Origin of the sequence: Exiguobacterium sp. PHA03, from assembly GCF_041945985.1 — a bacterium.
Taxonomy (GTDB): Bacteria; Bacillota; Bacilli; order Exiguobacteriales; family Exiguobacteriaceae; genus Exiguobacterium_A.
Map to the genome: position 1 here is coordinate 313,805 of NZ_JAUTYQ010000001.1, position 24,136 is coordinate 337,940.

At 47.0% G+C, this 24,136-nt stretch carries 28 protein-coding genes; 19 read left to right on the top strand and 9 right to left on the bottom strand.

Annotated features, from left to right (window positions below; translation table 11 throughout):
* Nucleotides 1–5: 5 nt before the first annotated feature.
* Nucleotides 6–929, bottom strand: a complete 924-nt coding sequence (locus Q7C19_RS01610; protein WP_029341157.1) for an AAA family ATPase — start codon at nucleotides 927–929, stop codon at nucleotides 6–8.
* A 17-nt stretch (nucleotides 930–946) separates the two neighbouring features.
* Nucleotides 947–1,636 carry a hypothetical protein gene (locus tag Q7C19_RS01615; RefSeq protein ID WP_375091460.1) on the bottom strand — a complete coding sequence of 230 codons (690 nt, stop codon included), beginning with the start codon at nucleotides 1,634–1,636 and terminating at the stop codon, nucleotides 947–949.
* Between the two features lie 181 nt (nucleotides 1,637–1,817).
* Here Q7C19_RS01615 and Q7C19_RS01620 point away from each other — a divergent pair, with 181 nt between their 5' ends.
* Complete coding sequence (locus tag Q7C19_RS01620; RefSeq protein WP_375091461.1) at nucleotides 1,818–2,432, top strand: NAD(P)-dependent oxidoreductase; 615 nt, start codon at nucleotides 1,818–1,820, stop codon at nucleotides 2,430–2,432.
* A 46-nt stretch (nucleotides 2,433–2,478) separates the two neighbouring features.
* Here the strand turns inward: Q7C19_RS01620 and amyS are convergent, their stop codons facing one another.
* Nucleotides 2,479–4,002, bottom strand: coding sequence for an alpha-amylase (gene amyS / locus Q7C19_RS01625; RefSeq protein WP_375092136.1), 1,524 nt, complete (start codon nucleotides 4,000–4,002; stop codon nucleotides 2,479–2,481).
* Nucleotides 4,003–4,357: 355 nt separating this feature from the next.
* Here amyS and Q7C19_RS01630 point away from each other — a divergent pair, with 355 nt between their 5' ends.
* The gene (locus tag Q7C19_RS01630; RefSeq protein WP_290749088.1) at nucleotides 4,358–5,182 is read left to right on the top strand and encodes an endonuclease I family protein; all 825 of its coding nucleotides are present in this window, start codon (nucleotides 4,358–4,360) and stop codon (nucleotides 5,180–5,182) included.
* A 149-nt stretch (nucleotides 5,183–5,331) separates the two neighbouring features.
* Nucleotides 5,332–5,916, top strand: a complete 585-nt coding sequence (locus Q7C19_RS01635; RefSeq protein WP_290749091.1) for a YdcF family protein — start codon at nucleotides 5,332–5,334, stop codon at nucleotides 5,914–5,916.
* A gap of 54 nt (nucleotides 5,917–5,970) precedes the next feature.
* On the opposite strand, the gene Q7C19_RS01640 is transcribed toward Q7C19_RS01635, so the two are convergent.
* Together Q7C19_RS01640 and ytzI are read right to left on the bottom strand one after the other, a co-directional pair.
* The gene (locus Q7C19_RS01640; protein WP_290749095.1) at nucleotides 5,971–6,522 is read right to left on the bottom strand and encodes a hypothetical protein; all 552 of its coding nucleotides are present in this window, start codon (nucleotides 6,520–6,522) and stop codon (nucleotides 5,971–5,973) included.
* 133 nt (nucleotides 6,523–6,655) lie between these two features.
* Nucleotides 6,656–6,829, bottom strand: coding sequence for a YtzI protein (gene ytzI / locus Q7C19_RS01645; RefSeq protein ID WP_023467656.1), 174 nt, complete (start codon nucleotides 6,827–6,829; stop codon nucleotides 6,656–6,658).
* Between the two features lie 126 nt (nucleotides 6,830–6,955).
* On the opposite strand from ytzI, the gene Q7C19_RS01650 reads away from it, so the two are divergent.
* Nucleotides 6,956–8,059, top strand: a complete 1,104-nt coding sequence (locus Q7C19_RS01650; RefSeq protein ID WP_035408959.1) for a PP2C family protein-serine/threonine phosphatase — start codon at nucleotides 6,956–6,958, stop codon at nucleotides 8,057–8,059.
* 81 nt (nucleotides 8,060–8,140) lie between these two features.
* Here Q7C19_RS01650 and Q7C19_RS01655 read toward each other — a convergent pair whose 3' ends face one another.
* Nucleotides 8,141–9,076 carry a magnesium transporter CorA family protein gene (locus Q7C19_RS01655; protein ID WP_023467658.1) on the bottom strand — a complete coding sequence of 312 codons (936 nt, stop codon included), beginning with the start codon at nucleotides 9,074–9,076 and terminating at the stop codon, nucleotides 8,141–8,143.
* A 122-nt stretch (nucleotides 9,077–9,198) separates the two neighbouring features.
* On the opposite strand from Q7C19_RS01655, the gene Q7C19_RS01660 reads away from it, so the two are divergent.
* The gene (locus tag Q7C19_RS01660; protein WP_035408957.1) at nucleotides 9,199–9,567 is read left to right on the top strand and encodes an Hpt domain-containing protein; all 369 of its coding nucleotides are present in this window, start codon (nucleotides 9,199–9,201) and stop codon (nucleotides 9,565–9,567) included.
* 53 nt (nucleotides 9,568–9,620) lie between these two features.
* On the opposite strand, the gene Q7C19_RS01665 is transcribed toward Q7C19_RS01660, so the two are convergent.
* A complete protein-coding gene (locus Q7C19_RS01665) occupies nucleotides 9,621–10,499 on the bottom strand; it encodes a chemotaxis protein CheV (RefSeq protein WP_035408954.1) in 879 nt (292 codons plus the stop codon).
* A 218-nt stretch (nucleotides 10,500–10,717) separates the two neighbouring features.
* On the opposite strand from Q7C19_RS01665, the gene Q7C19_RS01670 reads away from it, so the two are divergent.
* The 11 genes from Q7C19_RS01670 to Q7C19_RS01720 all read left to right on the top strand — a co-directional run bounded on the left by Q7C19_RS01670 (nucleotide 10,718) and on the right by Q7C19_RS01720 (nucleotide 20,182).
* Nucleotides 10,718–12,157, top strand: a complete 1,440-nt coding sequence (locus Q7C19_RS01670) for an NADP-dependent glyceraldehyde-3-phosphate dehydrogenase (RefSeq protein ID WP_035408951.1) — start codon at nucleotides 10,718–10,720, stop codon at nucleotides 12,155–12,157.
* Nucleotides 12,158–12,330: 173 nt separating this feature from the next.
* Nucleotides 12,331–13,302: an MBL fold metallo-hydrolase gene (locus tag Q7C19_RS01675; protein WP_035408946.1), complete on the top strand. Its 972-nt coding sequence runs from the start codon at nucleotides 12,331–12,333 to the stop codon at nucleotides 13,300–13,302.
* Nucleotides 13,302–14,060 (top strand): SDR family NAD(P)-dependent oxidoreductase, encoded by a 759-nt coding sequence (locus Q7C19_RS01680; RefSeq protein WP_375091462.1) that lies wholly within the window; start codon nucleotides 13,302–13,304, stop codon nucleotides 14,058–14,060. The genes Q7C19_RS01675 and Q7C19_RS01680 overlap by 1 nt, the downstream gene beginning before the upstream one ends.
* A gap of 19 nt (nucleotides 14,061–14,079) precedes the next feature.
* Nucleotides 14,080–15,276 (top strand): ABC transporter substrate-binding protein, encoded by a 1,197-nt coding sequence (locus Q7C19_RS01685; protein WP_035408940.1) that lies wholly within the window; start codon nucleotides 14,080–14,082, stop codon nucleotides 15,274–15,276.
* Nucleotides 15,263–16,021, top strand: coding sequence for an ABC transporter permease (locus Q7C19_RS01690; RefSeq protein ID WP_308101220.1), 759 nt, complete (start codon nucleotides 15,263–15,265; stop codon nucleotides 16,019–16,021). The genes Q7C19_RS01685 and Q7C19_RS01690 overlap by 14 nt, the downstream gene beginning before the upstream one ends.
* Nucleotides 16,018–16,764, top strand: a complete 747-nt coding sequence (locus Q7C19_RS01695; protein WP_329470414.1) for an ABC transporter permease subunit — start codon at nucleotides 16,018–16,020, stop codon at nucleotides 16,762–16,764. The genes Q7C19_RS01690 and Q7C19_RS01695 overlap by 4 nt, the downstream gene beginning before the upstream one ends.
* A complete protein-coding gene (locus tag Q7C19_RS01700) occupies nucleotides 16,736–17,623 on the top strand; it encodes an ABC transporter ATP-binding protein (RefSeq protein ID WP_035408932.1) in 888 nt (295 codons plus the stop codon). The genes Q7C19_RS01695 and Q7C19_RS01700 overlap by 29 nt, the downstream gene beginning before the upstream one ends.
* 1 nt (nucleotide 17,624) lies before the next feature.
* A complete protein-coding gene (locus Q7C19_RS01705; RefSeq protein WP_035408929.1) occupies nucleotides 17,625–18,206 on the top strand; it encodes a CDP-alcohol phosphatidyltransferase family protein in 582 nt (193 codons plus the stop codon).
* Nucleotides 18,203–18,793, top strand: coding sequence for an NUDIX hydrolase (locus Q7C19_RS01710; RefSeq protein ID WP_035408926.1), 591 nt, complete (start codon nucleotides 18,203–18,205; stop codon nucleotides 18,791–18,793). The genes Q7C19_RS01705 and Q7C19_RS01710 overlap by 4 nt, the downstream gene beginning before the upstream one ends.
* Before the next feature lie 155 nt (nucleotides 18,794–18,948).
* Nucleotides 18,949–19,485: a PadR family transcriptional regulator gene (locus Q7C19_RS01715; RefSeq protein ID WP_035408921.1), complete on the top strand. Its 537-nt coding sequence runs from the start codon at nucleotides 18,949–18,951 to the stop codon at nucleotides 19,483–19,485.
* Nucleotides 19,486–19,564: 79 nt separating this feature from the next.
* Nucleotides 19,565–20,182: a hypothetical protein gene (locus tag Q7C19_RS01720; protein ID WP_375091463.1), complete on the top strand. Its 618-nt coding sequence runs from the start codon at nucleotides 19,565–19,567 to the stop codon at nucleotides 20,180–20,182.
* 66 nt (nucleotides 20,183–20,248) lie between these two features.
* On the opposite strand, the gene Q7C19_RS01725 is transcribed toward Q7C19_RS01720, so the two are convergent.
* Both Q7C19_RS01725 and Q7C19_RS01730 read right to left on the bottom strand, forming a co-directional pair.
* Entirely contained in the window at nucleotides 20,249–20,908 is a 660-nt protein-coding gene (locus Q7C19_RS01725; protein ID WP_375091464.1) for a type 1 glutamine amidotransferase domain-containing protein, read from the bottom strand.
* Between the two features lie 67 nt (nucleotides 20,909–20,975).
* Nucleotides 20,976–21,830 (bottom strand): aldo/keto reductase, encoded by an 855-nt coding sequence (locus Q7C19_RS01730; RefSeq protein ID WP_308101223.1) that lies wholly within the window; start codon nucleotides 21,828–21,830, stop codon nucleotides 20,976–20,978.
* A 167-nt stretch (nucleotides 21,831–21,997) separates the two neighbouring features.
* Between Q7C19_RS01730 and Q7C19_RS01735 the strand changes: the two genes are divergently transcribed.
* The 3 genes from Q7C19_RS01735 to xerD all read left to right on the top strand — a co-directional run bounded on the left by Q7C19_RS01735 (nucleotide 21,998) and on the right by xerD (nucleotide 24,122).
* On the top strand, nucleotides 21,998–22,528 hold the full coding sequence (locus Q7C19_RS01735) for an NUDIX domain-containing protein (protein WP_035408909.1): 531 nt from the start codon (nucleotides 21,998–22,000) through the stop codon (nucleotides 22,526–22,528).
* Nucleotides 22,529–22,629: 101 nt separating this feature from the next.
* Complete coding sequence (gene fur, locus Q7C19_RS01740) at nucleotides 22,630–23,112, top strand: ferric iron uptake transcriptional regulator (protein WP_023467675.1); 483 nt, start codon at nucleotides 22,630–22,632, stop codon at nucleotides 23,110–23,112.
* Between the two features lie 125 nt (nucleotides 23,113–23,237).
* Nucleotides 23,238–24,122, top strand: coding sequence for a site-specific tyrosine recombinase XerD (xerD, locus tag Q7C19_RS01745; RefSeq protein ID WP_056060398.1), 885 nt, complete (start codon nucleotides 23,238–23,240; stop codon nucleotides 24,120–24,122).
* The last annotated feature ends 14 nt before the right edge of the window (nucleotides 24,123–24,136 follow it).

Here is a 24,136-nt window from a genome sequence, read left to right on the forward strand (position 1 = left end):
ATTCGTCACCCCATCTCGACCGGAACCGGCACGTCGTCCAGAATATGCGTCAAGACAGCCGCTTTCGTCGTCTTGATTCCACCTTCAAGTGTCAGTGTCAGGCGATGAGACAGGACGTGTTTTGCAAGATATTTGATATCTTCCGGGATGATGAAGTCGCGTTGATTCAAGAATGCGTAGCTTTGCGAGGCGCGAAGTAATGCAATCGCTCCACGCGGACTGACGCCGACTTCAATGAGTTCATGGTTTCGTGTCGCTTGGACGATATGGAGCAAGTAATCGAGCACGTCTTGTGATGCATGGACGCGGCGTGCCTCTTCCTGCCAGGAAATCAAGTCACCGCCTGACGCGATGCCGACAGCTGACCGACGGACGTTCGTCAGAATCTCAGACAATAAGCGCCGTTCGTTCTCGAAATCCGGATAACCGACTTCAATTGCGACCATGAACCGGTCGAGTTGGGCGTCCGGTAATGGGAACGTTCCTGCTGACTCGATCGGGTTTTGTGTCGCGATGACGAAAAATGGGGCGGGCATCTGATAGGTCGTTCCACCGATCGAGACTTGACGTTCTTCCATCGCTTCAAGCAGTGCCGATTGTGTCCGCGGAACAGCACGGTTGATCTCATCAATCAAGACGACGTTCGCGAACAATGGACCGCGTTTATTCTCGAACTCCTGTGTCTTTAAGTTGAAGAAATCCGAACCGATGACATCGGACGGAAGCAAATCCGCCGTAAACTGAATCCGCGAGAAGGCACTTTCAAAGCTCTGAGCGAGCGCTTTGGCGAGCATCGTTTTCCCTGTTCCCGGTACATCTTCTAATAGAATATGTCCTTCTGCGATGAGTGCCGTCAGACAAAGATCGATGACGTCCGGTTTACCGAGATAGATGGAATTGAGTTGATCTTTTAATTGTTGTAGTTTCATAGGAAATCCCTCCAAGGTCAAATGGTTGAGTAGCGTGCTAGTTGTTGTTCGAAGCGTAGAATCTCATCGTCCGTGACGATCGTTTCCGACATGTCACCGTAGCGGATATTCCGATACAACTGAAAATCGACAGGGACCTCAATTCGACGTAACCAGTCTTCAAGCGTTTCGTTCGGACGACGTTGCTGACTGCGCGGTAAGTGTTGCTCAAAACGGATGACGAGATCACGGACACGTGAAGACGAATACGATGCATACAGATAAGATGATTTTCTTAAAGAAGCAGGATGAAAGATTGATTGAGCGAATGGAACGTCATCCGTTACGTCTCCTGTAGACCTGCGCCGTTTTTTCACGCGACGCGACTGAACGAGTTTCCAGACCATGAAACTAAATAAGCTGATTAAAATGACATATTGTAGATAAGAAAAAGGGGAGTCAGAGGCATCCGCTTTAAGGGATTTCCAGAGCTCTTTTGGACCAGGTCGTGGATCGATTGGTTCAAAAGGCATCTTGCCTTTTGTGTTAGTAGGTGAGTGACCGTTTTTAAAACTAATTTCGCCATTCGCTTCAGTTTCTGCAATCAAAGGCTTTTTAAAAGGATCCGGCATGATGTAATGCGTGTAAATATACGTCGCGGTAGTTTGAAACAAGAACAGACTAATTAGAATGACACCATGCGACATGATAAAGCGTTGCCGTAACACAAGCGATCCTCCTTCCTGTTTTTAAGGAAAAAATATCCATATGTACTTAGGAAGATTTTAGCATACACGCTTAACAAATAAAAACAATTTTCTGAAAATAAAGACAAGGTGAGACGATTCATTTTCAAGTGGTAAGGGTATGATTGAATCAGTGGATCTTGAAAGAGAAAGGATGTTTCGTATGAAACTGATTATTTTTGGAGCGACTGGTCAAACTGGACAAGAACTAGTCAAACAGGCGATTGATCACGGGCATGAGGTCACAGCATTTGTCCGCAGTCCAGAAAAACTGACACTACATGACGAACGGTTACAAGTCGTAAAGGGCGACGTGCTCGATCAAGAAGCGGTAACAGCTGCTGTTGCCGGACAAGATGCTGTCCTGACAGCACTCGGTACGGAGAGTCTTGCGTACAGTGGTTTTTTAGAACGAAGTCTCGTTCGGATCGTGACAGCGATGAAGAAACAGGGGATAGAGCGAATCGGTTATGTCGCGTCTGCCGGTGTCGATGATGAGTTACCGGGTGTGCAAGGGATGCTCGCTCAGCGGATTCTGAAGAATCCATTAAAAGATCACCGTCAAGCGATTTCACTCCTCCAGCAGGCGGATCTTGACTATACGGTAGCCCGTCCACTCCGTTTACTGAACGGTCCGTTGACTGGGCTTTATCGCCAAGCGGATACAGGTGTACCGGAAGATGCGAAACAAATCAATCGTGCAGATGTGGCACATTTCCTCTTACAGGCGATCGAAACAGAAGATCACATCAAGTCGAGTGTCGGTCTCGCTGAATGAAGAAGAAAGGTCTCGCCCGTCATACGGAAGAGACCTTTTTACGTGATTATTGTTGACGATAGACGGAAACCGAACCACCATTAACGAAGAATTGACCGTAGCCATCTTGATTGATCGTGACCGATGCCGTGTTGTTTCCAGTGATATCCGTCCAGACTTCTCCTTTGTTCTGAAGGCCGACGTACATCCATTTGCTACCGCCAGGGCCGTCTGAGAGGATTGTTGCAAGACCGGATTTTGCCCGATCCGAGACACCTTCACGTGTCCAACCGATGATGTCTTGGTTATCGAGATAATCGTTTTGTTTTCCGAACGCGAAGTCCTTCCGTGCTTTGAGCAACGGATCAATCTTCGAAGCAAGTGCTGGAATTTCGCGATTCGACGTACCTTTTGTGCCATAGTAATCGCCGTAGAAGACGGATGGATAGCCTTGTTCACGGGTCAGGATCATCGCGTAGGCGAGTGGTTTGAACCATGATTGAACCGTTGATTCAAGCGATTGTCCAGGTTGCGAGTCATGGTTTTCAACGAGTGTCACGGCTTGGACTGGATTACTCTTGACGAGTGTCCCGTCAAAGATCGTCCGCATGTCGTAGTATCCGCCACCTTTACTTGCTTGCTCGAATTTATAATGAAGCGGGGCATCAAAGACGGATTGTTGGTAATTCGTCCGGCTTAAGTAGTTTTGTAACGTTCCAAGATCGTTCTGCCAGTACTCGGCGACTGTGAATAGCGGTTTGCCCGTCGTCTGACGAACGTTCGCGAGCCAGTCCGCTAAGTAACCATGTTTGATATGCTTGACGGCATCGAGACGGAACCCATCAAGACCAAGTTCGTTGACGTACCATTTGCCCCAGTTCTTCATTTCTTGCTGAACTTCTGGATGATCGAAGTCAAGATCCGCATACATCAAGTAATCGTAGTTACCATTTTCAGTTGAGACATCCGTATCCCATGCTTTACCGGTACCGCGGAACTTATAGATGGCGCTTTTTGAACGCGATTGATCCCAGTCCGTGCCGTCGAAGTGGTACCATTTCCACTTGAAGTTCGAGTAGAGGTTATTTCGTGCTGCAAAATTGAAGCCCGTCCATGCCTGGATTTGATAATCGCCAGAGACTTCCTGATTGCGGTTGCTCGGATTGACTTCGACTGCCGTGACGGCTTCCGTGAAATCGGCGCCACCTTTATGGTTCATGACGACATCACCATAGACATCGATTCCAGCGGTATGCAATTGTCCGATCGCCGTTTTTAATTGCGCCTTTGTGCCGTATTTCGTACGAACCGTTCCTTTTTGGTTGAACTCACCTAAATCGTATAGATCGTAGGCACCGTAGCCGACATCGCTTTGTGAAGTTCCTTTGTAGGCAGGGGGAATCCAGACTGATGTAATACCGAGCTGATCCAGTTTCGTCGCGTCACTTCCGAGACGATTCCAATGGTTACCGTCATTCGGCACATACCATTCGAAATACTGCATCATCGTACCATTGTCAGCTGTTGCACCGACTGCAATCGGTTGCGCAAGTGGCGCTAAAAATGCAGCGGATGCGACGGTTGCTAAAATCCATCCTTTTTGTTTCACGAAAAGACCTCCTTATGATTTATGAAAACGCTTGCATGATTTATTATAGTGAAGCCTTAGAGGAAAGGAATATCGTCCCGGATTCTTATTTGTCAGTGTCTTTCGTTCGTGACTTTTGACCCTAGAATATTTCTTTCGAAGAATTATTTTGATGCAATTGATGTCTTGGACGAAAAAAATCAGGACCATCTAACCGTTGTCTTTCGATAAAGAATCTGAACGACGACTCATCTTCAAAAAAGCAGGTCTATCGTCCATCTTCCACCATGAATGGATTCGATGTGAAAATGAGCGTGTAACATCCGTTTTCATACATACCAATCGAGGGGGAACACGCATGAACTGGAAGTCAAAGGTCACAGGTGCACTTGCCGCAACACTTGCGCTCGGGTCAATCGTCTTTACACCGGTCACTGCAAAAACAGTCGATCCAAAACAAGTAGCGGCAGGTCCGCAGATGGTTACATCTCAATCGACGATCGATGCGTACTATCTACCGGCAGCAGGAAAGACAGGGGCAGCGTTGAAGGCATCGCTGCACGATATCATCGACAACCATACACAAGTGTCATACGACACAGTATGGACAGCACTGAAAGAAACGGATCAAGATCCAAACAATGCGAACAACGTTATCGAGTTATACACGGGGAAATCGATTGCGAAAAGTAGCAATGGTGGAAATGTCGGTCAATGGAACCGGGAACACGTCTGGGCAAAGTCGCACGGTGACTTTGGTACGACGAACGGACCGGGAACAGACTTGCATCACTTGCGTCCGGAAGATGTCGTCGTCAACAGCGCACGTGGGAATCTTGATTTCGACAATGGCGGTACGAAATATAGTGGATGCGATTGCTACCGTGATGGCGATTCGTGGGAACCACCGAACCGAGTCAAAGGTGACATCGCGCGGATGATCTTCTACATGGCAGTTCGTTACGAAGGTGGCGGAGAAATCGATCTCGAAGCCTCAGAAAACGTCAACAATGGAACGAACCCATTACATGGAAAATTATCGACGCTGAAAGCATGGAATAAGCTTGATCCAGTCGATAGCTTCGAAATGCGTCGTAACGACGTCATCTTCGAGAAGTGGCAAAAAAACCGGAATCCATTCATTGATCATCCGGAATACGTGACATCAATTTGGGGAAATTGATGACGAGTCAATCAATAGGAAAATGCGATGTTCTCGATTCAGAGAAGATCGCATTTTTTTGGAGGTAAAGCCCGTCAGGTTGAAACTTTTTGCAAGCATCATTCGTACAGCATACCGTAACCCATTTTTTAGCAGAAAGGTCGTACGGTATGATTAAACGCACGTTCAACAAACGAAATATCAAATGGATGGTTGGTGGAGGACTCGTCGCTTGTGTCGCCTTCTGGTACAGTGTCGGGATTTTCGTCAACAGAGGAGAACGACCACTTGCGGATGGGTCGTCGCCGTATGTCATCGTTCTTGGCGCAGGTGTCAAAGGGGAGAAACCGTCGCAAATCTTACATAATCGGATTCAGGCGGCAGCCGCATATGGGAAACAACACCCGAATGTCCGCTTCATCTTGAGTGGTGGACAAGGACCGGATGAGGATATCTCGGAAGCAGAAGCGATGCGACGCGGAATGGTGGCGTCTGGCATTGAAGCGGAGCGACTGGTTCTTGAGTCCAGTTCGACATCGACGACGGAAAATCTACAGTATTCAAAAGACTTGTTACCAAAGAATGTCCGACGTGTCTCAATTGTCACGTCAGATTTTCATCTGTACCGCGCTCGAAAAGAGGCGAAACAACTGGGGTTACTGACGGACGCGATTCCGGCAGAGACACCCCTTTCAGGTGTCCTTCGTTTCGGGATGCGTGAACGCGTCGCGATTCTTGTTCAATTCCTACGTTAAAAAAACCCCGACGTGTTGAACACATCGGGGAGAATGAAGAAGTACACCAAACGATTAGATGCCTTCACCTTTATTTTTTTCCTCAGAAGATTGAGCATCATTTGCTTGTTGATTAGAAGCATCGTGCTCAGCAGGTGGTTCTTCTTTGCCAAGTGCGACATCTTTCGCTTCGACGACTTTATTGCTGATAGAACTCAGGTCACCTTTTGTCTCATTGACTGTATCTTTCACAGTCGAAGCATCAGACTTCACTGTTTCAAGTTCTGTGTTCACTTTGTCATAGACGTTTTGAACGTCAGACGCCACTTCTTGGATGATACTTGAAGCACTCTTTACCTGATTGATAACTTGCGACGCTTTGCCCGACGGATCTTCCTTGATGGAAGACGCGAGTGTCGAGACGGAATCCTTCGCACCACGTAAGCTTTGTTTCGTGTTTTGACGGGACGAAGAACTAAGTAGCGTTAATAGTCCGCCGACAAGGGCACCGATTAACATCCCTGTGACAAGATTAACTTGACGACCGGATGATTCCTCCTGATCAAACTGACGATTCGGATGTTCTGCGTGCGTTGCGTGTGGATCATGTTGAAGATTCGGTTCCATAATAAACACTCCTTGAGATAGTATTTAACCATGATATGGATATACCCTTGTGAGCAAATCAAAAACATCTAAAAAAAAACATGTATTTGAAATGAATTTAAAAAGACCACCGTGATATGATGGTCTTAGAGGTTCATTTGTTGGATGAATCATCATCATTTTCGTGACGAAGTTTTCGGTTGATTTCATCATAATCGATTTCGATATCGTCCTTGTTGCCCTTATAGCCATATCCTTTTGAAATGACAATGATCGAGGCGACCAAGACGAATACGATGATGAGAATGGAGACGACATATAGCCACATAGTCCACTCCTCCTTTCATTCACTTTCTAGTATGACGGAAAAAGCAGCATCCGTCTAAACGAAATTGTAGGTTGTGTGCTAAACTGATTTCAGATAAACATGTTAAACAGAACGAGGTGACGACGGATGAGTATTTTGGTTGTAGATGACGAATTAACAAATTTAATGCTCTTAGAGCGATTGTTAGAAAATGAAGGATATGACGTCGTCAAAGCCATGAGTGGAGAAGAAGCAATCGAATTGATGGAGGATCCATTGTTCATTGAGCAATTAGATGTCGTCCTGCTCGACGTTGAGATGCCGGGAATCAGCGGAATCGAGGCAACACGTTTGATCCGAAAACGGTTTGGTCTTGATGAACTACCAATCCTGATCGTCTCGGGTCGATCAAACGAAGAAGATATCGTTGATGGATTGAATGCAGGGGCATCTGATTACACGACGAAACCGATTCGAAAAACGGAATTGCTCGCACGAGTTCGTAATGCGATCGGTCTGAAGCAAGCAATCGATGCACGAAAACGATATGAAAAAGTGCTACAAGAAGACTTTGATTTGGCGCAAAAACTGCAACAAAGTGTCCTTAGTGCCAATATCGAAGACGATGAGATCCGCATCATGGCGACCTATATCCCGTCTAAGAAACTAGCGGGAGACATGTATGCCTGGTATCGCATCTCTCAGAATAAATACGGCATCATCTTATTTGACGTCATGGGACACGGTGTCTCCTCTGCATTGATTACGATGGGGATGAGTTCAATCTTGTTTGAACTCGTGCACCGGATTGGTGATCCGGCTCAAGTGCTTGAAGAATTGAATCAACAGATGAGTCGACTGTTTCCGGGAGACGAGACAGAAATCTATTTCACTGCTGTCTACCTTTATATCGACTTAGATGAAATGAAACTCAGCTATGCGAACGCGGGGCATCCACCTGGTTTGTTGCGGATGAACGATCAAATCATTCCGCTTGAGAATACGGGACTTCCTGTTGGTATGTTCGAAGACTCGACGTATTCGAGCAAGACGATCGACATCGTCTCACCAGGATGTGTCTATCTGTACACGGATGGTTTCATGGAATTGTACAGTAAAGGTATTGATGAAGGAATTCACGCCATCCAAAATCTGATTGAACAACAAGGACCGAACATCCATCAGCTGATTCAACCGGATCAGAGCGATGAAGCGGATGATCTTTGTCTCGTGACAGTCGAAATCAATTAACATGTAAATGAAGAAGACTCAGCGACAGAAACACCGTCACTGAGTCTTTTTTGAGTCATACAAGTCTTGCGCTTACTTGAACTAGAAGAACCTTCTCCGCCATAAGATGAATGCAGCAAGACCAGAGAAGAAGATCATCATGCCGAAGACGATCCAAAAACCGATGACTTCTCCTTCCCAAGGGACATGGACGTTCATTCCGAACATCCCAGATATCATCGTCGGAATCGAGATGACGATCGTAATCGAGGCGAGGAACTTCATGACGAAGTTGACATTGTTCGAGATGACGGAACCGAATGTATCCATCGTCGAACTGATGATGTCTTTATAGATTTGTGCCATTTCCATTGCTTGCCGGTGTTCGACGAAGACATCTTCGAGTAAGTCTTCATCGTCTTCGTGTTTCTCAAGACTCGGTGTCTTGATGATTCGGTCGAGGACACCATCGTTCGATTTCAAGGATGTCATGAAATAGACCAATGATTTCTGAAGGTTCATGAGTTGAAAGATTTCTTGATTTCGCATCGAACGTTGTAATTCTTCCTCGAGTTCATCCATCCGTCGATCGATTTGGCGTAGGAAACGGAGATACGAGGAACTGACTTTATAGAGAATCTGAAATACGAAGCGCGATCGATAATTCGTCCGGAATCCTCGCAACTTACCACTCGAGAATAACGTCAGGACATCGAGCTGTTGCGAACAAACGGTGATGAAATGACGGGATGTCACGATGATACCGAGCGGAATCGTATTATAACGGCGTCCTGATGATTCTTCTTCGATGTAGGGAACGTCGACGATCATCAGTAGGCCTTCTTCATCTTTTTCAAAACGTGGTTTTTCTTCCACGTCCAAAGGGTCATAAATGAAATCCTCTGGAATATTCGTAGCAGCGATGACTTGGTCGGCTTCATCCTTGGTCGGATTGACAAGATGGATCCAGGAACCTTTCGTAAACTCCTGTATCTCGTTGACTGCCCCAGTGACATCGCTTCGATAAATCGTCAACATATTGTCTATCCCTCCTGCTCTTCACTGTCTCATTATAGAAATAGAAACGATGGCGTGTAAATGATTCTCCGATTTTTTTTTACGAAGATTAGTGATAAGATGAAAACAGAGGAGGGGAAGACATGCCTTTTTTTAATGCTAAGAAGCTCGAAGAACTTCAATCGATCGCGGGTGGGGATCACGCGTTCCTTCAAAAAATTGGAGAAACGTATATCGCGCAGTTCGATCGAAAGTTTCCTGAACTGAAAGATGCCGTCGCTAAACAAGATGCTGAGCAAACTGAAAAGCTCGCTCACTTGCTAAAAGGTGCTTCCTATTCCGTTGCCGCTGATGATTTAGCCGATGATTTCGAACTGCTTGAAAAAGAAGCAGAATCCGGTTCCATGACCGGTACGCAAGAAATCGTCGATCGGATTGAAGACAGCATGGTTGAATTCCGGGTCATCTGGCTCGATGTGTTTACTGGAAAAAATCTTGACGTACTGCGTTGAGGAATCGAATAGATTAAAAAAGCCGACATCTCGTCGGCTTTTTTTCTTTTTTCTTATAAGACGTATGAATCAACCGTTTCGATCAATCGACCGATTTCCGGTTTCGTGATTTGTGCATTGACACCAACGGACTCGCCTTTATGGCGTAAATCGTCGGAAATCAAGGAAGAGAAGACAATGATCGGCAGTTCTGCATAACGATCATCTTCACGGAGTCGTTTCGTTAAATGAAGTCCATCCATCTTCGGCATCTCGATATCGGTGATCAGGAGATCACAGTTGCTTCCGTTCTCAAACGCATCAAAAGCTTCCTTGCCATTGATGAACCACTTCAGTCCGTGGTAACCGGCTTCCTCGAGTGTTTCGATGATCAACGTCCGGAGCATTTCCGAGTCTTCGGCAATCCAGATGATTTTATCGGACCGGTCACGGGACTGGACGCGACGTCCTTCTTCGCGGGCGAAGATATCCTTGCGTGAGAGCTCAAGTGCGATTTTTTCGTAGTCGAGCAAGATGATCATCTTGTCGCCCGTTTTGACGACACCATTCGTTAACCCTTCGATGCCACGAGCGAGTTCGTTTGGTGTATCAATCTGTTCCCATGAGATACGACGGATTTCCGTCACGGAATCGACACGCAGGACGCTCTTTTCCCCATTGAATTCACAGATGATCAGTCGATCCTCGGTTGCTTCGTCGTGGGGAACACCGATGACTGTAGGCAAATCGATTACCGTCATGACTTCGCCGCGGAGTTCAATCAATCCTTTGACAGCATCCGGTGTACCCGGAAGTGGTGTCATCGGGAGCGGAACGATGATTTCCCGAACCTTCATGACGTTGATACCGAACGTATACGGACCACAATGGAAGATGACGATCTCGAGTTCGTTCGTGCCGGCTTCTAATAAAATATCGTGCTGATTGTACATATGGTTGTGCCCCTTTCCATTACCTTCACTTCACTTCTGACTAGTTATCGGCATGCTACGTTAAAAATTCTAGTTCTGAATCGACAAAAAAAGTGTTGTAATCGCTTTCATAATATGTTAAGCAAAAAGTTTGGCATTTGTCAGACCAATTGATTACAATAAGCTATGCAGCCACACACTGAAATGAGAGAGATAAAAATAAATGGAGGTAGAGTGGAATGACTACAGCAACAACCTACACGTTTTTACTAGATGGAAAATGGCATGAAAGTGAATCAAAAGAGACGATTGAAATCTCTTCACCATATAAAGAGGATCTTGTCGGTCGTGTTCAAGCGATGACAAAACCAGAAGTCGATCGTGCCATCGCTTCAGCGAAAGCGGCACAAGCAGAGTGGGCAAAACAACCAGCGAACAAACGGGCTGAACTGCTTCACGCTTGGGCAACGGAACTCGAGAAACGTGCGGACGAAATCGGTGAAGTCATCATGCGCGAAGTCGGTAAAGGACGTGCAGATGGCGTCAAAGAAGTCAAACGGACAGCTGAAATCATTCGCTACACTGCGGAAGAAGGTCTCCGTTTCGACGGTCAGATGATGCAAGGGGATTCGTTCCCAGGCGGTAGCGCGAAAAAAATCGCGGTCATCAAAAAAGCGCCACTCGGTGTCGTGCTTGCCATCTCACCGTTCAACTACCCAGTTAACTTGGCAGCAGCGAAACTCGCACCTGCACTCATGACAGGGAACGCCGTCGTCTTTAAACCGGCAACACAAGGTTCAATCAGCGGTATCTTAATGGTCGAGGCACTCGTCGCAGCAGGCCTTCCAGCTGGACTCGTCAACATCGTCACAGGTCGTGGATCAGTCATCGGTGATTACTTGACAGCTCATCCGGGAATCAACATGATCACATTCACAGGTGGTACAGGAACAGGACAACATTTATCACGTCAATCGGCAATGATTCCACTTGTCCTTGAACTCGGTGGAAAAGACCCAGCACTCGTTCTTGAGGATGCGAACCTGTCACTTGCAGCAGATCACATCATCAGTGGTGCATTCTCTTACTCAGGTCAACGTTGTACAGCAATCAAACGTGTCTTCGTTCTCGATCACCAAGCGGATGCGCTTATTGAAGAACTTAAGACTCGAATTGCAAAATTGACAGTCGGTTCACCTGAACAAGAAAGTGTCGTCGTACCGCTTATCGATACGAAATCAGCGGACTTCGTCGAAGGCTTGATCACGGACGCAACAGACAAGGGCGCAACGCTCGTCACAGGTGGCGGACGTACAGCGAACTTGATCGAACCAACACTTCTTGACAACGTGACACGTGACATGCGCGTCGCTTGGGAAGAGCCGTTCGGACCAGTTCTTCCAATTATTCGTGTTAACTCGGTCGACGAAATGATCGCATACTCGAACGAATCAGAATACGGTCTTCAAGCAAGTGTCTTCACGGAAAACATCGATGCTGCGTTTGCGGTAGCGGACGCGCTTGAAACAGGTTCTGTTCAAATCAATGGACGTACGGAACGTGGTCCTGACCACTTCCCATTCATCGGTGTTAAATCATCGGGTCTTGGCGTTCAAGGTGTCGGACGTAGCTTAGCTTCGATGACACGCGACAAATTAACAGTCCTCAACTTAAAATAAGTTTTTGACCGACCTTTCAATCTGCGGAAAGGTCGGTTTTTTGTGCATCCATTTCTTATACTCTAGCGTAAGCTAGACAACAAATATCATCCGTTGACGCACAAAGTTTGGCGCTATAGCTTCATTCTCTCTATAATGAAAGAAAATGGACGAGAGAAAAGAGGCGTGTAGGCATGACTGTATCAGACGAAATCATCCCGATTCCGATTCCCACACCATTTCCTGTAGGGGACGTGAACTGTTATGTGTTACGAACGGAAGGGGAAAACATCCTCATTGATTGTGGACCCGATACACTCGAGGCGTGGCAAATGATGCAACAGACGCTTGCGCGACACGATTTGCGGGTTGAGGATTTAGATCGTGTCATCGTGACGCATCACCATGCGGATCATGCTGGGATGGCACATCGATTTTCAGAGAAAGGCATTCCTGTCTATGGACATGCGCGGTTGCGCCCGTATTTGGAACAGGACGAGACGTTCCTAAACAATGGGGACGTGTTCTTACGTCGACTGGCGACTTCATTTGGTGTTCCGTCAGCGATTCAAGAGATGTTACCGAGCTATCAATCTGCCTTAAAATGGCTTGGAAAAGGTCAGCTTGATTTCATATTAAAGGAAGGCGACGCAATTACACCTTCTGGGCGATATCGCGTCATCGAACTGCCAGGTCATGCGAGTGACCAAATCGGAATTTTAAGCGACGATGGTATATTGTTCGCGGCGGACCATTTGCTGGACCGGGTCGAACCGAACCCGTTGCTTGAACAACCGCAACCGGGTGATGACGTGCTCGTGAAACGACCCGTTCTTGCGTATCTCGACTCCTTGGAAAAACTACAAGGAGAACAGATCCGAATTGCGTATACCGGTCATGGTGATCCGATTCGCGATGTCGCGGCACTCGTTGAAGAACGATTGATGCAACGCAAGGCACGCGGCGATCAACTGTTAAAGTATTTTTCAGAAGAGCATACGTTATTTGAATTAGCACAAGTGACGTATGGGAATCGATTAAAAAAATCATTCCCACTCGTCATGAGTGAAATGAAGGCACGTCTTGATACGCTTGTCGCACGTGGTGCGATTACGGTTGAGAAACGATCTGGTATCCTCTACTATTCGAAAATGGAGGAAGTTTAATGCAACTCATCAACCGGACGATCGTCATCACCGGTGCTTCAAGTGGACTCGGGGAGGCACTGGCGCGCACTCTGTATAAAGAAGGGGCAAACTTGATTTTAATCGCACGACGCGAGGATCGATTACAAACGTTAGCATCTGAACTCCAGGCAGACTACCTGGTCTACGATTTGGAAGTGGCGCCCGAAATTCTTGCGAAAACACTCGCAAATCGTTATGGACGAATCGATATTTTGATTAATAACGCAGGTTTCGGGGAATTCAGCTTCCTAGACGATACCTCGATTGAAACGATCGAATCGATGCACCGAATCAATGTCTTAAGTCCTGTTCGTCTAACGAAAGCGTGCCTTCCGTTACTTCGAGAAGGCGGCATGATCGTCAATGTCGCGAGTCAGGCAGGAAAGTTGCCGACACCGAAGTCGACGATCTATTGCATGACAAAAGCTGCTATGTTGCAGTTTTCGAATGCGTTACGTCTGGAGTTACGTCCAAAAGGCATCCACGTCATGACGGTCAACCCAGGACCGATTGCGACGGAATTTTTTGTTCGAGCTGACATCAGCCGAAAATATGAAAAAAACGTGGCTTCGATCGTCTTATCGAAAGAACAACTCGCACTGACCGTCGTTCGGGCGATGCGTCGCCGAAAGCGAGAGGTCAATGCGCCGTGGTGGATGGAGCTTTCCGCAAAAGGGTACGGCGTCATGCCGCGGCTGATTGAATGGTTAGGAAAATCAGGTTTTGACAAAAAGTGATGACGGAGGAGAACAACGAATGAAAACAAAAGTAATGAGCTTTCTTGCCTTAGGTACCTTGCTTGCCGGGTGCGGGACGCCGGATGCGACACCGGAACCGAAAAACGTTTTAGGAACCGCTTACCAGACGATTGAGAAAGAAGCAGAAAAATCAACGGTTCGGATGTACATGTGGGGGGGCGATGACGGAATCAACGCTTATATCGATGAATATGTGACGCCCCGTCTGAAGAAGGAACATAATATTACACTCGAACGCGTTCCGATCGAGACGGCAGATATTATTCAAAAATTACGTGCTGAGAAAAAGGCAGGTAAGGAAAAAGGCGTCATCGATGTCGTCTGGATTAATGGCGATAACTTCTTGAATGCTAAAAAAGATGAGTTACTTTATGGGGAAATTACAAAAGTTCTTCCAAACATGAAATACGTTGATGCTGCCGCCCAAAGTTCAGATAGCGGTACGAAAACAGACGGGCTCGAAGCCGCATGGGGAAAAGTCCAATATACGTTGCACTATGACGCAGCTGATGTAAAGTCGCCACCAAAGGACTTACAAGCGTTAAAGTCTTGGGTCAAGGAAAATCCAGGACGCTTCACGTATCCAGAAGTGACGGATTTTACAGGAAACGCCTTCGTCCGTCACGTCATGTATGGTGTCGAATCGAACGCGACCCTAAAAGACCCAAAAGCAGACTTCAAGAAGACATGGGCTTACCTGAACGAAATCAAACCGTACCTCTGGAAAAAGGGGAAGACGTATCCGAAAACGCTTGCGCAACTCGATCAGTTATACGCGAAGGGAGACGTCGACTTCACGATGGGCTTCAACGAACGACGGGCAGAACAAGAAGTGAAGTCAGGAACGTTTCCGAAACAAACGCGTCCGATTGTTTTGAAGGATGGCTCAATCGCATCGACCCATTTCCTTTCCGTGCCATTCAACGCACCGAACCCGAGAGGTGCACTCGTTACGATCAATACGCTGTTGTCACCAGAGGCACAATTGAAAAAATATGATGCGACTTACTGGGGCGATGGAACGAGTCTCGATTTGTCGACACTTGATCAGGCAGAACAAAAGCAGTTCGCTGATGTACCGGCCGCACCGTCGACACCGAAGCCGAGTGTCTTTGAAGGGAAAGTCCGGACGGAACTAGATCCATCGGTCTTCGAGATGATCCGTAAGGAATGGCCGTCTCGTGTGGCGCGGTAACGTATATCCTGCTGCAATTCTGATGGCAGGGATGGTCTTATACGGGCTGTGGGTCAGTGTTTCATTGACGTCACCCGCCGACTATCATGAGCTACTGACGGATGACGTCTTTTTAGAGAGTCTAACCGCCAGTAGTTACGTTGCCATCGTGAGTACGGGCATTGCCTTGATCATCGGTGTGATGCTCGCACGAATCTTGAGCAGAACACGGCTAGCGGTGTTGCTCGCGATTCCGTTATTCATTCCTCATCTAGGAGCGGCGTATCTTGCAATCCTCTACCTCAGTGATGTGCCGGTCATCGGACCGCATGAAGGGAACCACATCAGTGTCATCTTGACGTATCTATATAAAGAAATTCCGTTCGTCTTTTTTTATCTCTTACCGGTTGTACGACGTCTCGATCCACGTTACCAAGAACTCGGTATGATGCTCGATTTATCGCCAGTGCGCCGATTCTGGCATGCACGGGGTGTGTTCCTGCTCGTTCCCATGCTTGAAGCCGGCTTTATCTTACTTGCCTTTATTTTATTTGCGTATGAAATTCCGGCATTACTCGGCGTGACCTATCCGAAATTACTTGGCGTCTATGCCTTTGACTTATACACACAAGGTGATTTATCGGAACAACCGCTCGCTTTTGCGATGAGTGTCGTCTTGACGGGTGGACTTTTCCTCTTACTAGTGCTCATGACGGGTTTAACCCGCCCGTTGGCAACGAAGATCAGTAGGGGGCGAAGTGAATGAAAAAAACTAGCGTCATCGTATGTATTGTTCTTCTTTTCAACGTTCCATTGATCGGTTTAATTCCGGGAGAATGGAATTGGAATCCGCGTCTTGAAGCAACGCTTGGTACGACCATTGCAATGGTCTGTGCCGTTATATTGTTAAATCATCTCTTCGGATACATGGCAGGAAAAGCGATCGCTTTTCAAACCGGGACACGCATTCGTATAGCAGAGTTCTTGATTAGTTTGCCGCTATTCGTTCCCGTCTTATTGTTGTCGTTCGGTCTCTATTTGACATGGATCCGGCTCGGTCTGGCAGATCGTTTTTTCGGTGTACTGCTCGTGTTGCTTCTGCCGACATTGCCATATACAGTCCGTTTGTACACGAACGGATTTCAGACGCTCGGTGAGCGGATGCTCGAACAGATGGTCTTGCTCGAAGGAAATCGATTCAAACGTTGGTTTTATTTGACGGGACCGATGTTACGATCGACATTACAGTCCGTGACGTTGCTCGTCACCGTGATCACGATCAGTCAATATGCTCTTGTTGCGTTGATTGGAGGCGGAATCGTCCGCATGATCGCACTGGAAGTGTTCCCGGCGTATTCTGGTAATTCCCAGGAGGCAGCTCGTCTGGCGACACTTTGGTTGATTGGATTACCTATTCTTTTTTATGTATTACAAGCCGTTATTTTTTCTGGCTGGATACGAATCGTACGGAGGCGTTTAAATGGAAGTCACGATACAACAAGTCAATAAACGATTTGGAAGCAAACAAGTGTTGTCTGATATCGATGTAAGCATCGCGTCTGGACAATGCGTGGCTTTAGTCGGACCGAGTGGTAGCGGGAAAACGACGCTTCTCCGCCTGATTGCGGGTCTCGAACGTGTGACGAGTGGAGTGATTCGATTCGGGGAACGAGACGTCACGACACTCTCTCCGAATCAACGAGGTGTGACGATGATGTTTCAACGCTCTTTATTGTTTCCGCATTTGAACGTTGAACAAAACATTCGCCTCGGTGCGAAACAGTTAACACCGATCGAACTTGATTCTTGGTTATATCGCGTTGGACTCGAGGGGAGAGGACGAAGTGCCATCCACGAACTTTCAGGTGGTGAACAGCAACGTGCGAGTCTAGCTCGTGCGCTGGCGAGTCAGCCGGACTTCTTGTTGCTCGATGAACCGTTCTCGAGTCTAGATGTACCGAGACGACGAGAACTTCGGACATTGATCCGAAAGTTGACCGAGGAACAAGGCGTCACGACACTGCTTGTCACGCATGACCGGGAAGAGGCAATGGCGATGGCAGATGTCATTTATGTTTTGGAACAAGGACGGATCGTGGATCGCGGCACACCGATCACGCTCAGTCAGACAAGTCCGTTTTTCGGTGAAGGCATCTACATCGAAGCGACTTGGTATCCGTTGACGTCAGTTAACTTGGTCTCAAGACCGACGAAGGAAACGGATGAGCGTGTTACGATTACGAAAGAACTCATTCAATATGGCGTTCGGTTCTACGAAGTGGAACGGCCATCAGGCGAACGGCTCGTACTTTCTTCAGACGAGACGATTCATTCGATAGAAGGGTATATCGTTAGAAAGGAGGGGTGACATGTTAGATACGCGTGCGCGTAAAATCGTTCAACCCCTGTTTGATCAAGGGGCGACCTTATTTAAGAAAATTGGATTATCAGCGACGCAGGTGACGATCATTTCGGGCATCATCGGTGGTGCGACAGGCTTTTTCGTCTATAACGACATGATGGGAACGGCAATTGTCCTATTGTGGATCTCGGGTATGCTCGACGTTATTGATGGCACGATGGCAAGAAAAGAGAAGACAACACCAATTGGTACGATTCTTGATCTTGTTCTCGACCGAATTGTCGAACTGTCAGTGTTAATTGGTCTCGCACTCCGGTTTCCGGAAACGCAGGTTGTGATTCTGTTACTTGTCGCATCATTCGTCATTGGGATGACGATGTTCCTTGCGATCGGAGCAGTTAGTGAGAACTACGGTTACAAGTCGTTTCAATATCAACCAGGACTCATCGAACGAACGGAAGGATTTCTATTCTTGACGGCGATGATTCTGTTTCCAAGTGCTATCATCTGGATCGCAAGTGTCTTCTTGATCGCTGAACTCTATACGGTTGGAGAACGATTCCATCAAGCATCGAAGGTGTTACGATGAGTGAACAAGAGATGATCATGACGGTGGACCGAGCTGGGAATCCGCTCGGACCGCGACCGCGATCAGAAGTCCACGCAAAAGGTCTATGGCATGAAACGTTTCATTGTTTCGTCTATGATCCAACGCGGGACGTCGTGTTGCTCCAGCAACGTTCTGAACAAAAGAAGGACTTTCCGGGAATGCTCGATATCACGGCAGCCGGTCATCTGCTTGCAAATGAGACGGTTGAAGATGGTGTCCGGGAACTCGAAGAAGAGATTGGTTTAGCTTATACCTTTGATCAACTAATACCTCTTGGAGTTCAGGAGGAGGAGTTTCGGGATGCGACACTTTGGGATTGTGAACGATGCCATGTGTTTCTCGCACAAAGTGATCAAGCGTTAGAATCGTATATGCTCCAGGAAACCGAAGTGAAACGATTAATCGCTTTTTCGATTGAGCAGTTGGATCGCATCGCTGACGTGACGATTGAGCGTATTCAGGATAAAACAGGAGAATGGTTCGATCGTCATCAATTCGTTCCGCATCCTTCTTCTTACTGGAAACATGTCCAACAGGGAATCGAAAGATTACGTAACCTAAGCTAATCTTGAGAATCATGACACAGAACGACCTACGATCGAATGTGATGTCGACGTAGGTCGTTTTCATTCGTACATTTGTTCGACACGAGAGTAGCGAAATTCAGGTATATTTGAGATAATTAAGTATATATACAAAAGAAGGAAAGAAGGTGCAGCCAGTGGCATTACGATTTGCACTACTCGGGCTGCTGACCCAAGGGGAAGCGACCGGTTATGATTTGAGCGCGACTTTTAAAAAACAGATGATCCACTTCTGGACCGCACATCATACACAAATATACCGAGAGTTGTTAAAAATGGAAGAGGCAGAACTTGTGACGAGCGTTCATATCGTTCAAGAAGATCTGCCGGATAAGAAAGTCTATTCGATCACGGATAAAGGGCGGACGGAGCTCGTCGAATGGTTACGGACACCGAATGAATTCAAACCGAAGATGAAGGATGAGAACTTGATGCGTGTCTCGCTCTTGCATCTGCTCCCACCAGAGGAAGCTGTCGCTTATCTAGAAGAATCGAAGCGACACCATCAATTTGCCGTCGAGATGATGCAAAGTTGGCGTCACGATCATCTCGAGAACGGTGCGACACTAGGTGAGACCTTGACGAGTGAATACGGCTTGCGTATGATGTTGAATTACTTGGACTGGTGTGATTGGGCGATCGCGGAAATCAAAAAAAACGGAGCGAACGTCTAACAAAACTGGCTCGACTGTCATGTAGATGGCGGATTCGAGCCAGTCTTGTTTTTGATGAGATGAAGTAAGGAGTTAAACCATGTACTTTAATGATTACGAAGACTGGATCGAAGAAGAGGCAGAAGCGTTATTTCACCTACATGAAGAACCGTTGACGCGAGAAGCGACGTCGTATTCGCAATTTACGGCGTATGTAGAGGAGGCACTCCTCGAGCCATTATTACTCAAATTACGCTGGCTCGGAGAAGCGGAAGAAGAGGAGATTCTAGAACAGGCGGATCCAACCGTCTGGAAGAATGCTTCGGGCAATTCGGAAGCCTCACTTCGTCGAGATGTATTACGACGAGTCGTCGAGCGAGACTTGACGGCGCATATCCTTGCGTACCTGACACCGATTCTTGAAGCTAGACAAACAGCTTATGAGACAGAATTAGAACAGCTTCAATTGGCCCATGCTGAACAAATGGATGAGGTCAAACAGCATGAGCAACAGATTGAGATCGGACCACCACCTGAGAAAATTAAAAAGTGGTGGTATTTCAAAGAAAAAGAAGTAGCTCGTTCCTTTACAGAGGAAGAACGATCAATGCTGCGAGCTCAACAGCAACAACTTGAAAACGAGTTAAAGCGGCTTGAACGAAAAAAGCGTGAGACAGAAGCCAATCTCGAACGATTGGATTCACTTCATCGGTTATAATTCACGTGAAAAAATGGAGCAGGCGACATGATGTCGCCTGCTCCATTTTGTATAGAGACTACTCGATTAAGCCTGTGTAGCCAGTTTCGCAAGGACTAGTTTTGCGACTGCTTCACTTGAAGCCGGATTTTGTCCTGTAACGACATTGCCATCGATGACAGCGAACTCTTTACCAGCATCCGATGTCAGGAAAGTAGCCCCTTCACTGCGAAGTGTCGTCTCGAGCAAGAATGGTACTTTATCTTCGAGACCTGTTGATTTTTCCTCTTCATCTGTAAAGCCGTTGATTTGACGACCTGATACGAAGGGTTTGCCATCGATCATGACGTGCGCGAAGGCAGCAGGACCATGACAGACCGATGCGACGACGCCGTCTTTTTTGATGACAGCTTCGATGGCACTCGCCACTTGTGGGTTATTCGGGAAGTCGACCACCGCACCGTGACCACCTGGGAAGTAGACAGCGTCAAATGATGCTGGATCTACTTCAGAAAGTGCTTTCGTATCGTGCAATGCACGGCGAGCATCTTGGAATTTCGGTAAGATTTCTTTGACGATCGATGCTTTATCAATTGGAACATCTCCGCCTTTGATGGACGTGACCGTCACGTCATGTCCTGCATCTTTGAACAGGTTGTAGGGTGCTGCGAACTCCTCGAACCATAATCCTGTTTTGTGACCATTCATGTCATCTGCGCTTGTTGATACGATTAAAATACGTGCCATAATAAAACTCCTCCTCTGTATGAACGTTACAAAGAAGGAGATTCCCGGAGAAATGGAGTGTTAAACCTTACCGGTGTTCGGTATAGTGATGAACTGGCAGTGTAGCAAGCGCCTGGTCGATCTGAGCTTGCGAAACCGGCTCTTTCATCGCTTGGACGTTCGCTTGAAGTTGCGACACGCTTGACGCACCTGGAAGGACGATATCGACCTGTTGATCGATTGCTTGCAATGCAAGCGCTGGAAGCGGGAAGTTTTGTAATTGTTGTAGACTGGCTTCGAGCGTCTCTTTATCGAACTGTTCGAAACGATCAACCGACTGCAGGCGTGAGGCACTTTCGTGTGTCAACAGTCCTTTTGCCAGTGGACCGCGGGCAACGACTTGGATGTTTTTCTTTTTTAAGCGTGGTAACAACTCTTCGATGCGACGATCTAGCAATGAATAAGGCGTCATCAAGTAAGAGAAATTACTATGCTCAAGCCAATATTCGATGACGTTCGGTCGCAATGACGAGAGACCATATTCCTTGATTTTCCCCTCTGCTTTTAAGTCTTCCATCGCGCGAATCGATGCGTCGATATCGTCGTCCATCGTGCCACCATGGACGTAATATAGGTCGAGGTAAGGTGTTTCGAGTCGATTTAAACTTTCAAGACAGGCTTGCTTCAAATAGTCATAACTCGGATCCCAAGTCCAACCGGTTCCGGTCGCATTCATTCGATTGCCACCTTTTGAGGCAAGAAACAATCGACTACGATCCTCTTGCGCGAAGGTTTGACCGATAATCGATTCGACGGCTCCGTTTGCATAGACATCCGCTGTGTCGAAATGGGTGATACCCGCGTCGAGTGCCGTCCGCAGGATTGCTGCCGCTTCTTCCTGTCCGCGTTTTAAGATCGTCATCGTACCTAATCCTAATGACATGTTCAATTCCCTCTTTTCTTAAATGAACTGTAAGTTTGGAACTTCTGCATTCTAGTGTATCATATCTTATGAAAAAGACGGCTTGAAGTCTTGCGGCAATACGTCGGAAACGGCATACTAATCATGACAGAGAACGTAAACTAGGATAGAAGAGGGGAACACTACCGATGGAAGAAAAAACGATTGAACGTGAAGTGATCTATGAAGGAAAAGTTTTTGATGTCGAGAAACATGTCGTCACGTTACCGAACGGTAATACCTCGGTTCGTGAACTGGTCTATCATAATGGTGCCGTCGCCATCATCGCTTTTGATGAACAAGGGGATCTGATTGTCGTTGAACAATATCGGAAGGCGTTCGAGAGTCTATCGATCGAGATACCAGCGGGCAAACTCGAGAAAGGTGAAGATCCACTCGATTGTGCCGGACGTGAATTAAAGGAAGAAACAGGTTACGTCGCGAAAGAGTTACGACATGTCTTTGATTTCTACGGTGCGCCTGGTTTCTGTAGCGAACGTGTACATATCTATGAAGCGATTGGTCTTACTGCCGGTGATCGTCAGCTCGATGAAGATGAGTTCCTTGAGAACAAAACATTGAAGCTTGAACAAGCGCTCGAACTCGTAGCAAACGGAACGATTGTCGACGCGAAGACGATCATGGCGATTCAGCATTGGCAGATCCGTACTTTAAAATGATTCTCATTTAAATGATTTTCAGTTGATAATCATTTTAATTTGAAAAAAGACTGAGTTTCAGCTATGATAATAGCATCAGTTCGAACAAAGGGGGCGCTATGATGGAAAGTCGTGTAGAACGCATCAAAAAACAGCTAAGCGGTAAAGGATATAAGCTGACTCCCCAACGTGAAGCGACTGTGCGTGTCCTGCTCGAACATGAGTCGGATCACCTCAGTGCCGAAAATGTCTTTCTCCTTGTAAAAGAAAAGAACTCCGACATCGGACTTGCGACGGTTTACCGGACGCTCGAATTATTGACGGAGCTCGAAGTCGTCGATAAGGTCAACTTCGGAGATGGCGTATCCCGGTTTGATTTACGACAAGAAGGTGCGAGTCATTCGCATCACCATCTCGTCTGTATCGAATGTGGATCCGTCGAAGAGATTTTAGACGATATGCTTGAAGAAGTAGAGAAAGAAATCGTGTCCCGATTCCATTTCAAAATCAAGGATCACCGCCTGACATTCCATGGCGTCTGCCGTGTCTGCCAAGAGCGTCACGCTCGGGAAGCGTTGGAACAATCGCAAACACAAACAGTCTGACCGTCCGAGGAAATTTCGGATGGTTTTTCTTTTTCGATTTTTATAGGTCAGACCTCTTCACAACGGTTTACACCTTTGATATGATGGGAAAGTAAGCGATTTCGTAAACGAAGAGGATGAGTTCAGTGCGTGAACAACTGGAAGCATTTATCAACTATTTAGTGATTGAACGGCAAATGTCCGCGAATACGGCAGCTGCGTATCGAAATGATTTGAATCAATACTTACAGACGCTCGAAACAGCGGAAGTTTCTTCGTTTGAACAGGTTCACCGACATCATATCGTCGACCACATTGAACGATTGCTTGAAGCACGCAAGTCACGATCGACGGTCCGCCGGGCGACGAGCTCAATCCGTTCGTTCCATCAATATCTGGTCGAAGAGAAACTAACGACGCATGATCCGTCCCGTCATCTTGATTTACCGAAACCGGAGAAGAAGCTTCCCGTCGTCTGGAGTCAAACCGACGTCGAACGTTTACTTGATTCGGTCGTCGGTGTCGATCCGCTTACACGACGAGATGCAGCAATGCTTGAGCTTCTCTATGGAACAGGGATGCGCGTCAGCGAACTGCTACAACTGAAGTTGAACGATTTGCAACTCGAACTAGGGTATCTGTCGTGTATCGGGAAAGGGAACAAGTCCCGGATCATCCCGATGAGTTCGACATCGATTGAAAGCGTCAGGACATATCTTGACCTCGCGCGTAATAGTCTCGGTGGTCAACAGACGGACGATGTCTTCTTGAACAGTCGCGGTGATCGTTTATCACGACAAGGTTTTTGGAAGATGATCAAACGACGGGCAAAGGAAGCCGGTATCGAAAAAGAAATCACGCCGCATGTCTTGCGTCATTCGTTCGCGACCCATCTTCTTGAAAATGGTGCTGATCTACGCGTCGTGCAAGAGATGCTAGGGCATGCTGATTTGTCGACGACACAAATGTATACACACGTCAATAAAGCACGACTCCATGACGTGTATAAGAAACATCATCCACGGGCATGATGGTTCTATCTTTT

Coding starts and splice junctions, on each gene's coding strand:
- Q7C19_RS01680 (WP_375091462.1), top strand. CDS start 13,302: ATGCAACTCATCAACCGGACGATCGTCATCACCGGTGCTTCAAGTGGA.
- Q7C19_RS01675 (WP_035408946.1), top strand. CDS start 12,331: ATGACTGTATCAGACGAAATCATCCCGATTCCGATTCCCACACCATTT.
- Q7C19_RS01710 (WP_035408926.1), top strand. CDS start 18,203: ATGAGTGAACAAGAGATGATCATGACGGTGGACCGAGCTGGGAATCCG.
- Q7C19_RS01635 (WP_290749091.1), top strand. CDS start 5,332: ATGATTAAACGCACGTTCAACAAACGAAATATCAAATGGATGGTTGGT.
- Q7C19_RS01660 (WP_035408957.1), top strand. CDS start 9,199: ATGCCTTTTTTTAATGCTAAGAAGCTCGAAGAACTTCAATCGATCGCG.
- Q7C19_RS01725 (WP_375091464.1), bottom strand. CDS start 20,908: ATGGCACGTATTTTAATCGTATCAACAAGCGCAGATGACATGAATGGT.
- Q7C19_RS01610 (WP_029341157.1), bottom strand. CDS start 929: ATGAAACTACAACAATTAAAAGATCAACTCAATTCCATCTATCTCGGT.
- Q7C19_RS01705 (WP_035408929.1), top strand. CDS start 17,625: ATGTTAGATACGCGTGCGCGTAAAATCGTTCAACCCCTGTTTGATCAA.
- Q7C19_RS01700 (WP_035408932.1), top strand. CDS start 16,736: ATGGAAGTCACGATACAACAAGTCAATAAACGATTTGGAAGCAAACAA.
- Q7C19_RS01730 (WP_308101223.1), bottom strand. CDS start 21,830: ATGTCATTAGGATTAGGTACGATGACGATCTTAAAACGCGGACAGGAA.
- Q7C19_RS01655 (WP_023467658.1), bottom strand. CDS start 9,076: ATGTTGACGATTTATCGAAGCGATGTCACTGGGGCAGTCAACGAGATA.
- Q7C19_RS01735 (WP_035408909.1), top strand. CDS start 21,998: ATGGAAGAAAAAACGATTGAACGTGAAGTGATCTATGAAGGAAAAGTT.
- Q7C19_RS01695 (WP_329470414.1), top strand. CDS start 16,018: ATGAAAAAAACTAGCGTCATCGTATGTATTGTTCTTCTTTTCAACGTT.
- Q7C19_RS01665 (WP_035408954.1), bottom strand. CDS start 10,499: ATGTACAATCAGCACGATATTTTATTAGAAGCCGGCACGAACGAACTC.
- Q7C19_RS01630 (WP_290749088.1), top strand. CDS start 4,358: ATGAACTGGAAGTCAAAGGTCACAGGTGCACTTGCCGCAACACTTGCG.
- Q7C19_RS01620 (WP_375091461.1), top strand. CDS start 1,818: ATGAAACTGATTATTTTTGGAGCGACTGGTCAAACTGGACAAGAACTA.
- Q7C19_RS01685 (WP_035408940.1), top strand. CDS start 14,080: ATGAAAACAAAAGTAATGAGCTTTCTTGCCTTAGGTACCTTGCTTGCC.
- fur (WP_023467675.1), top strand. CDS start 22,630: ATGGAAAGTCGTGTAGAACGCATCAAAAAACAGCTAAGCGGTAAAGGA.
- Q7C19_RS01650 (WP_035408959.1), top strand. CDS start 6,956: ATGAGTATTTTGGTTGTAGATGACGAATTAACAAATTTAATGCTCTTA.
- Q7C19_RS01670 (WP_035408951.1), top strand. CDS start 10,718: ATGACTACAGCAACAACCTACACGTTTTTACTAGATGGAAAATGGCAT.
- Q7C19_RS01640 (WP_290749095.1), bottom strand. CDS start 6,522: ATGGAACCGAATCTTCAACATGATCCACACGCAACGCACGCAGAACAT.
- Q7C19_RS01720 (WP_375091463.1), top strand. CDS start 19,565: ATGTACTTTAATGATTACGAAGACTGGATCGAAGAAGAGGCAGAAGCG.
- ytzI (WP_023467656.1), bottom strand. CDS start 6,829: ATGTGGCTATATGTCGTCTCCATTCTCATCATCGTATTCGTCTTGGTC.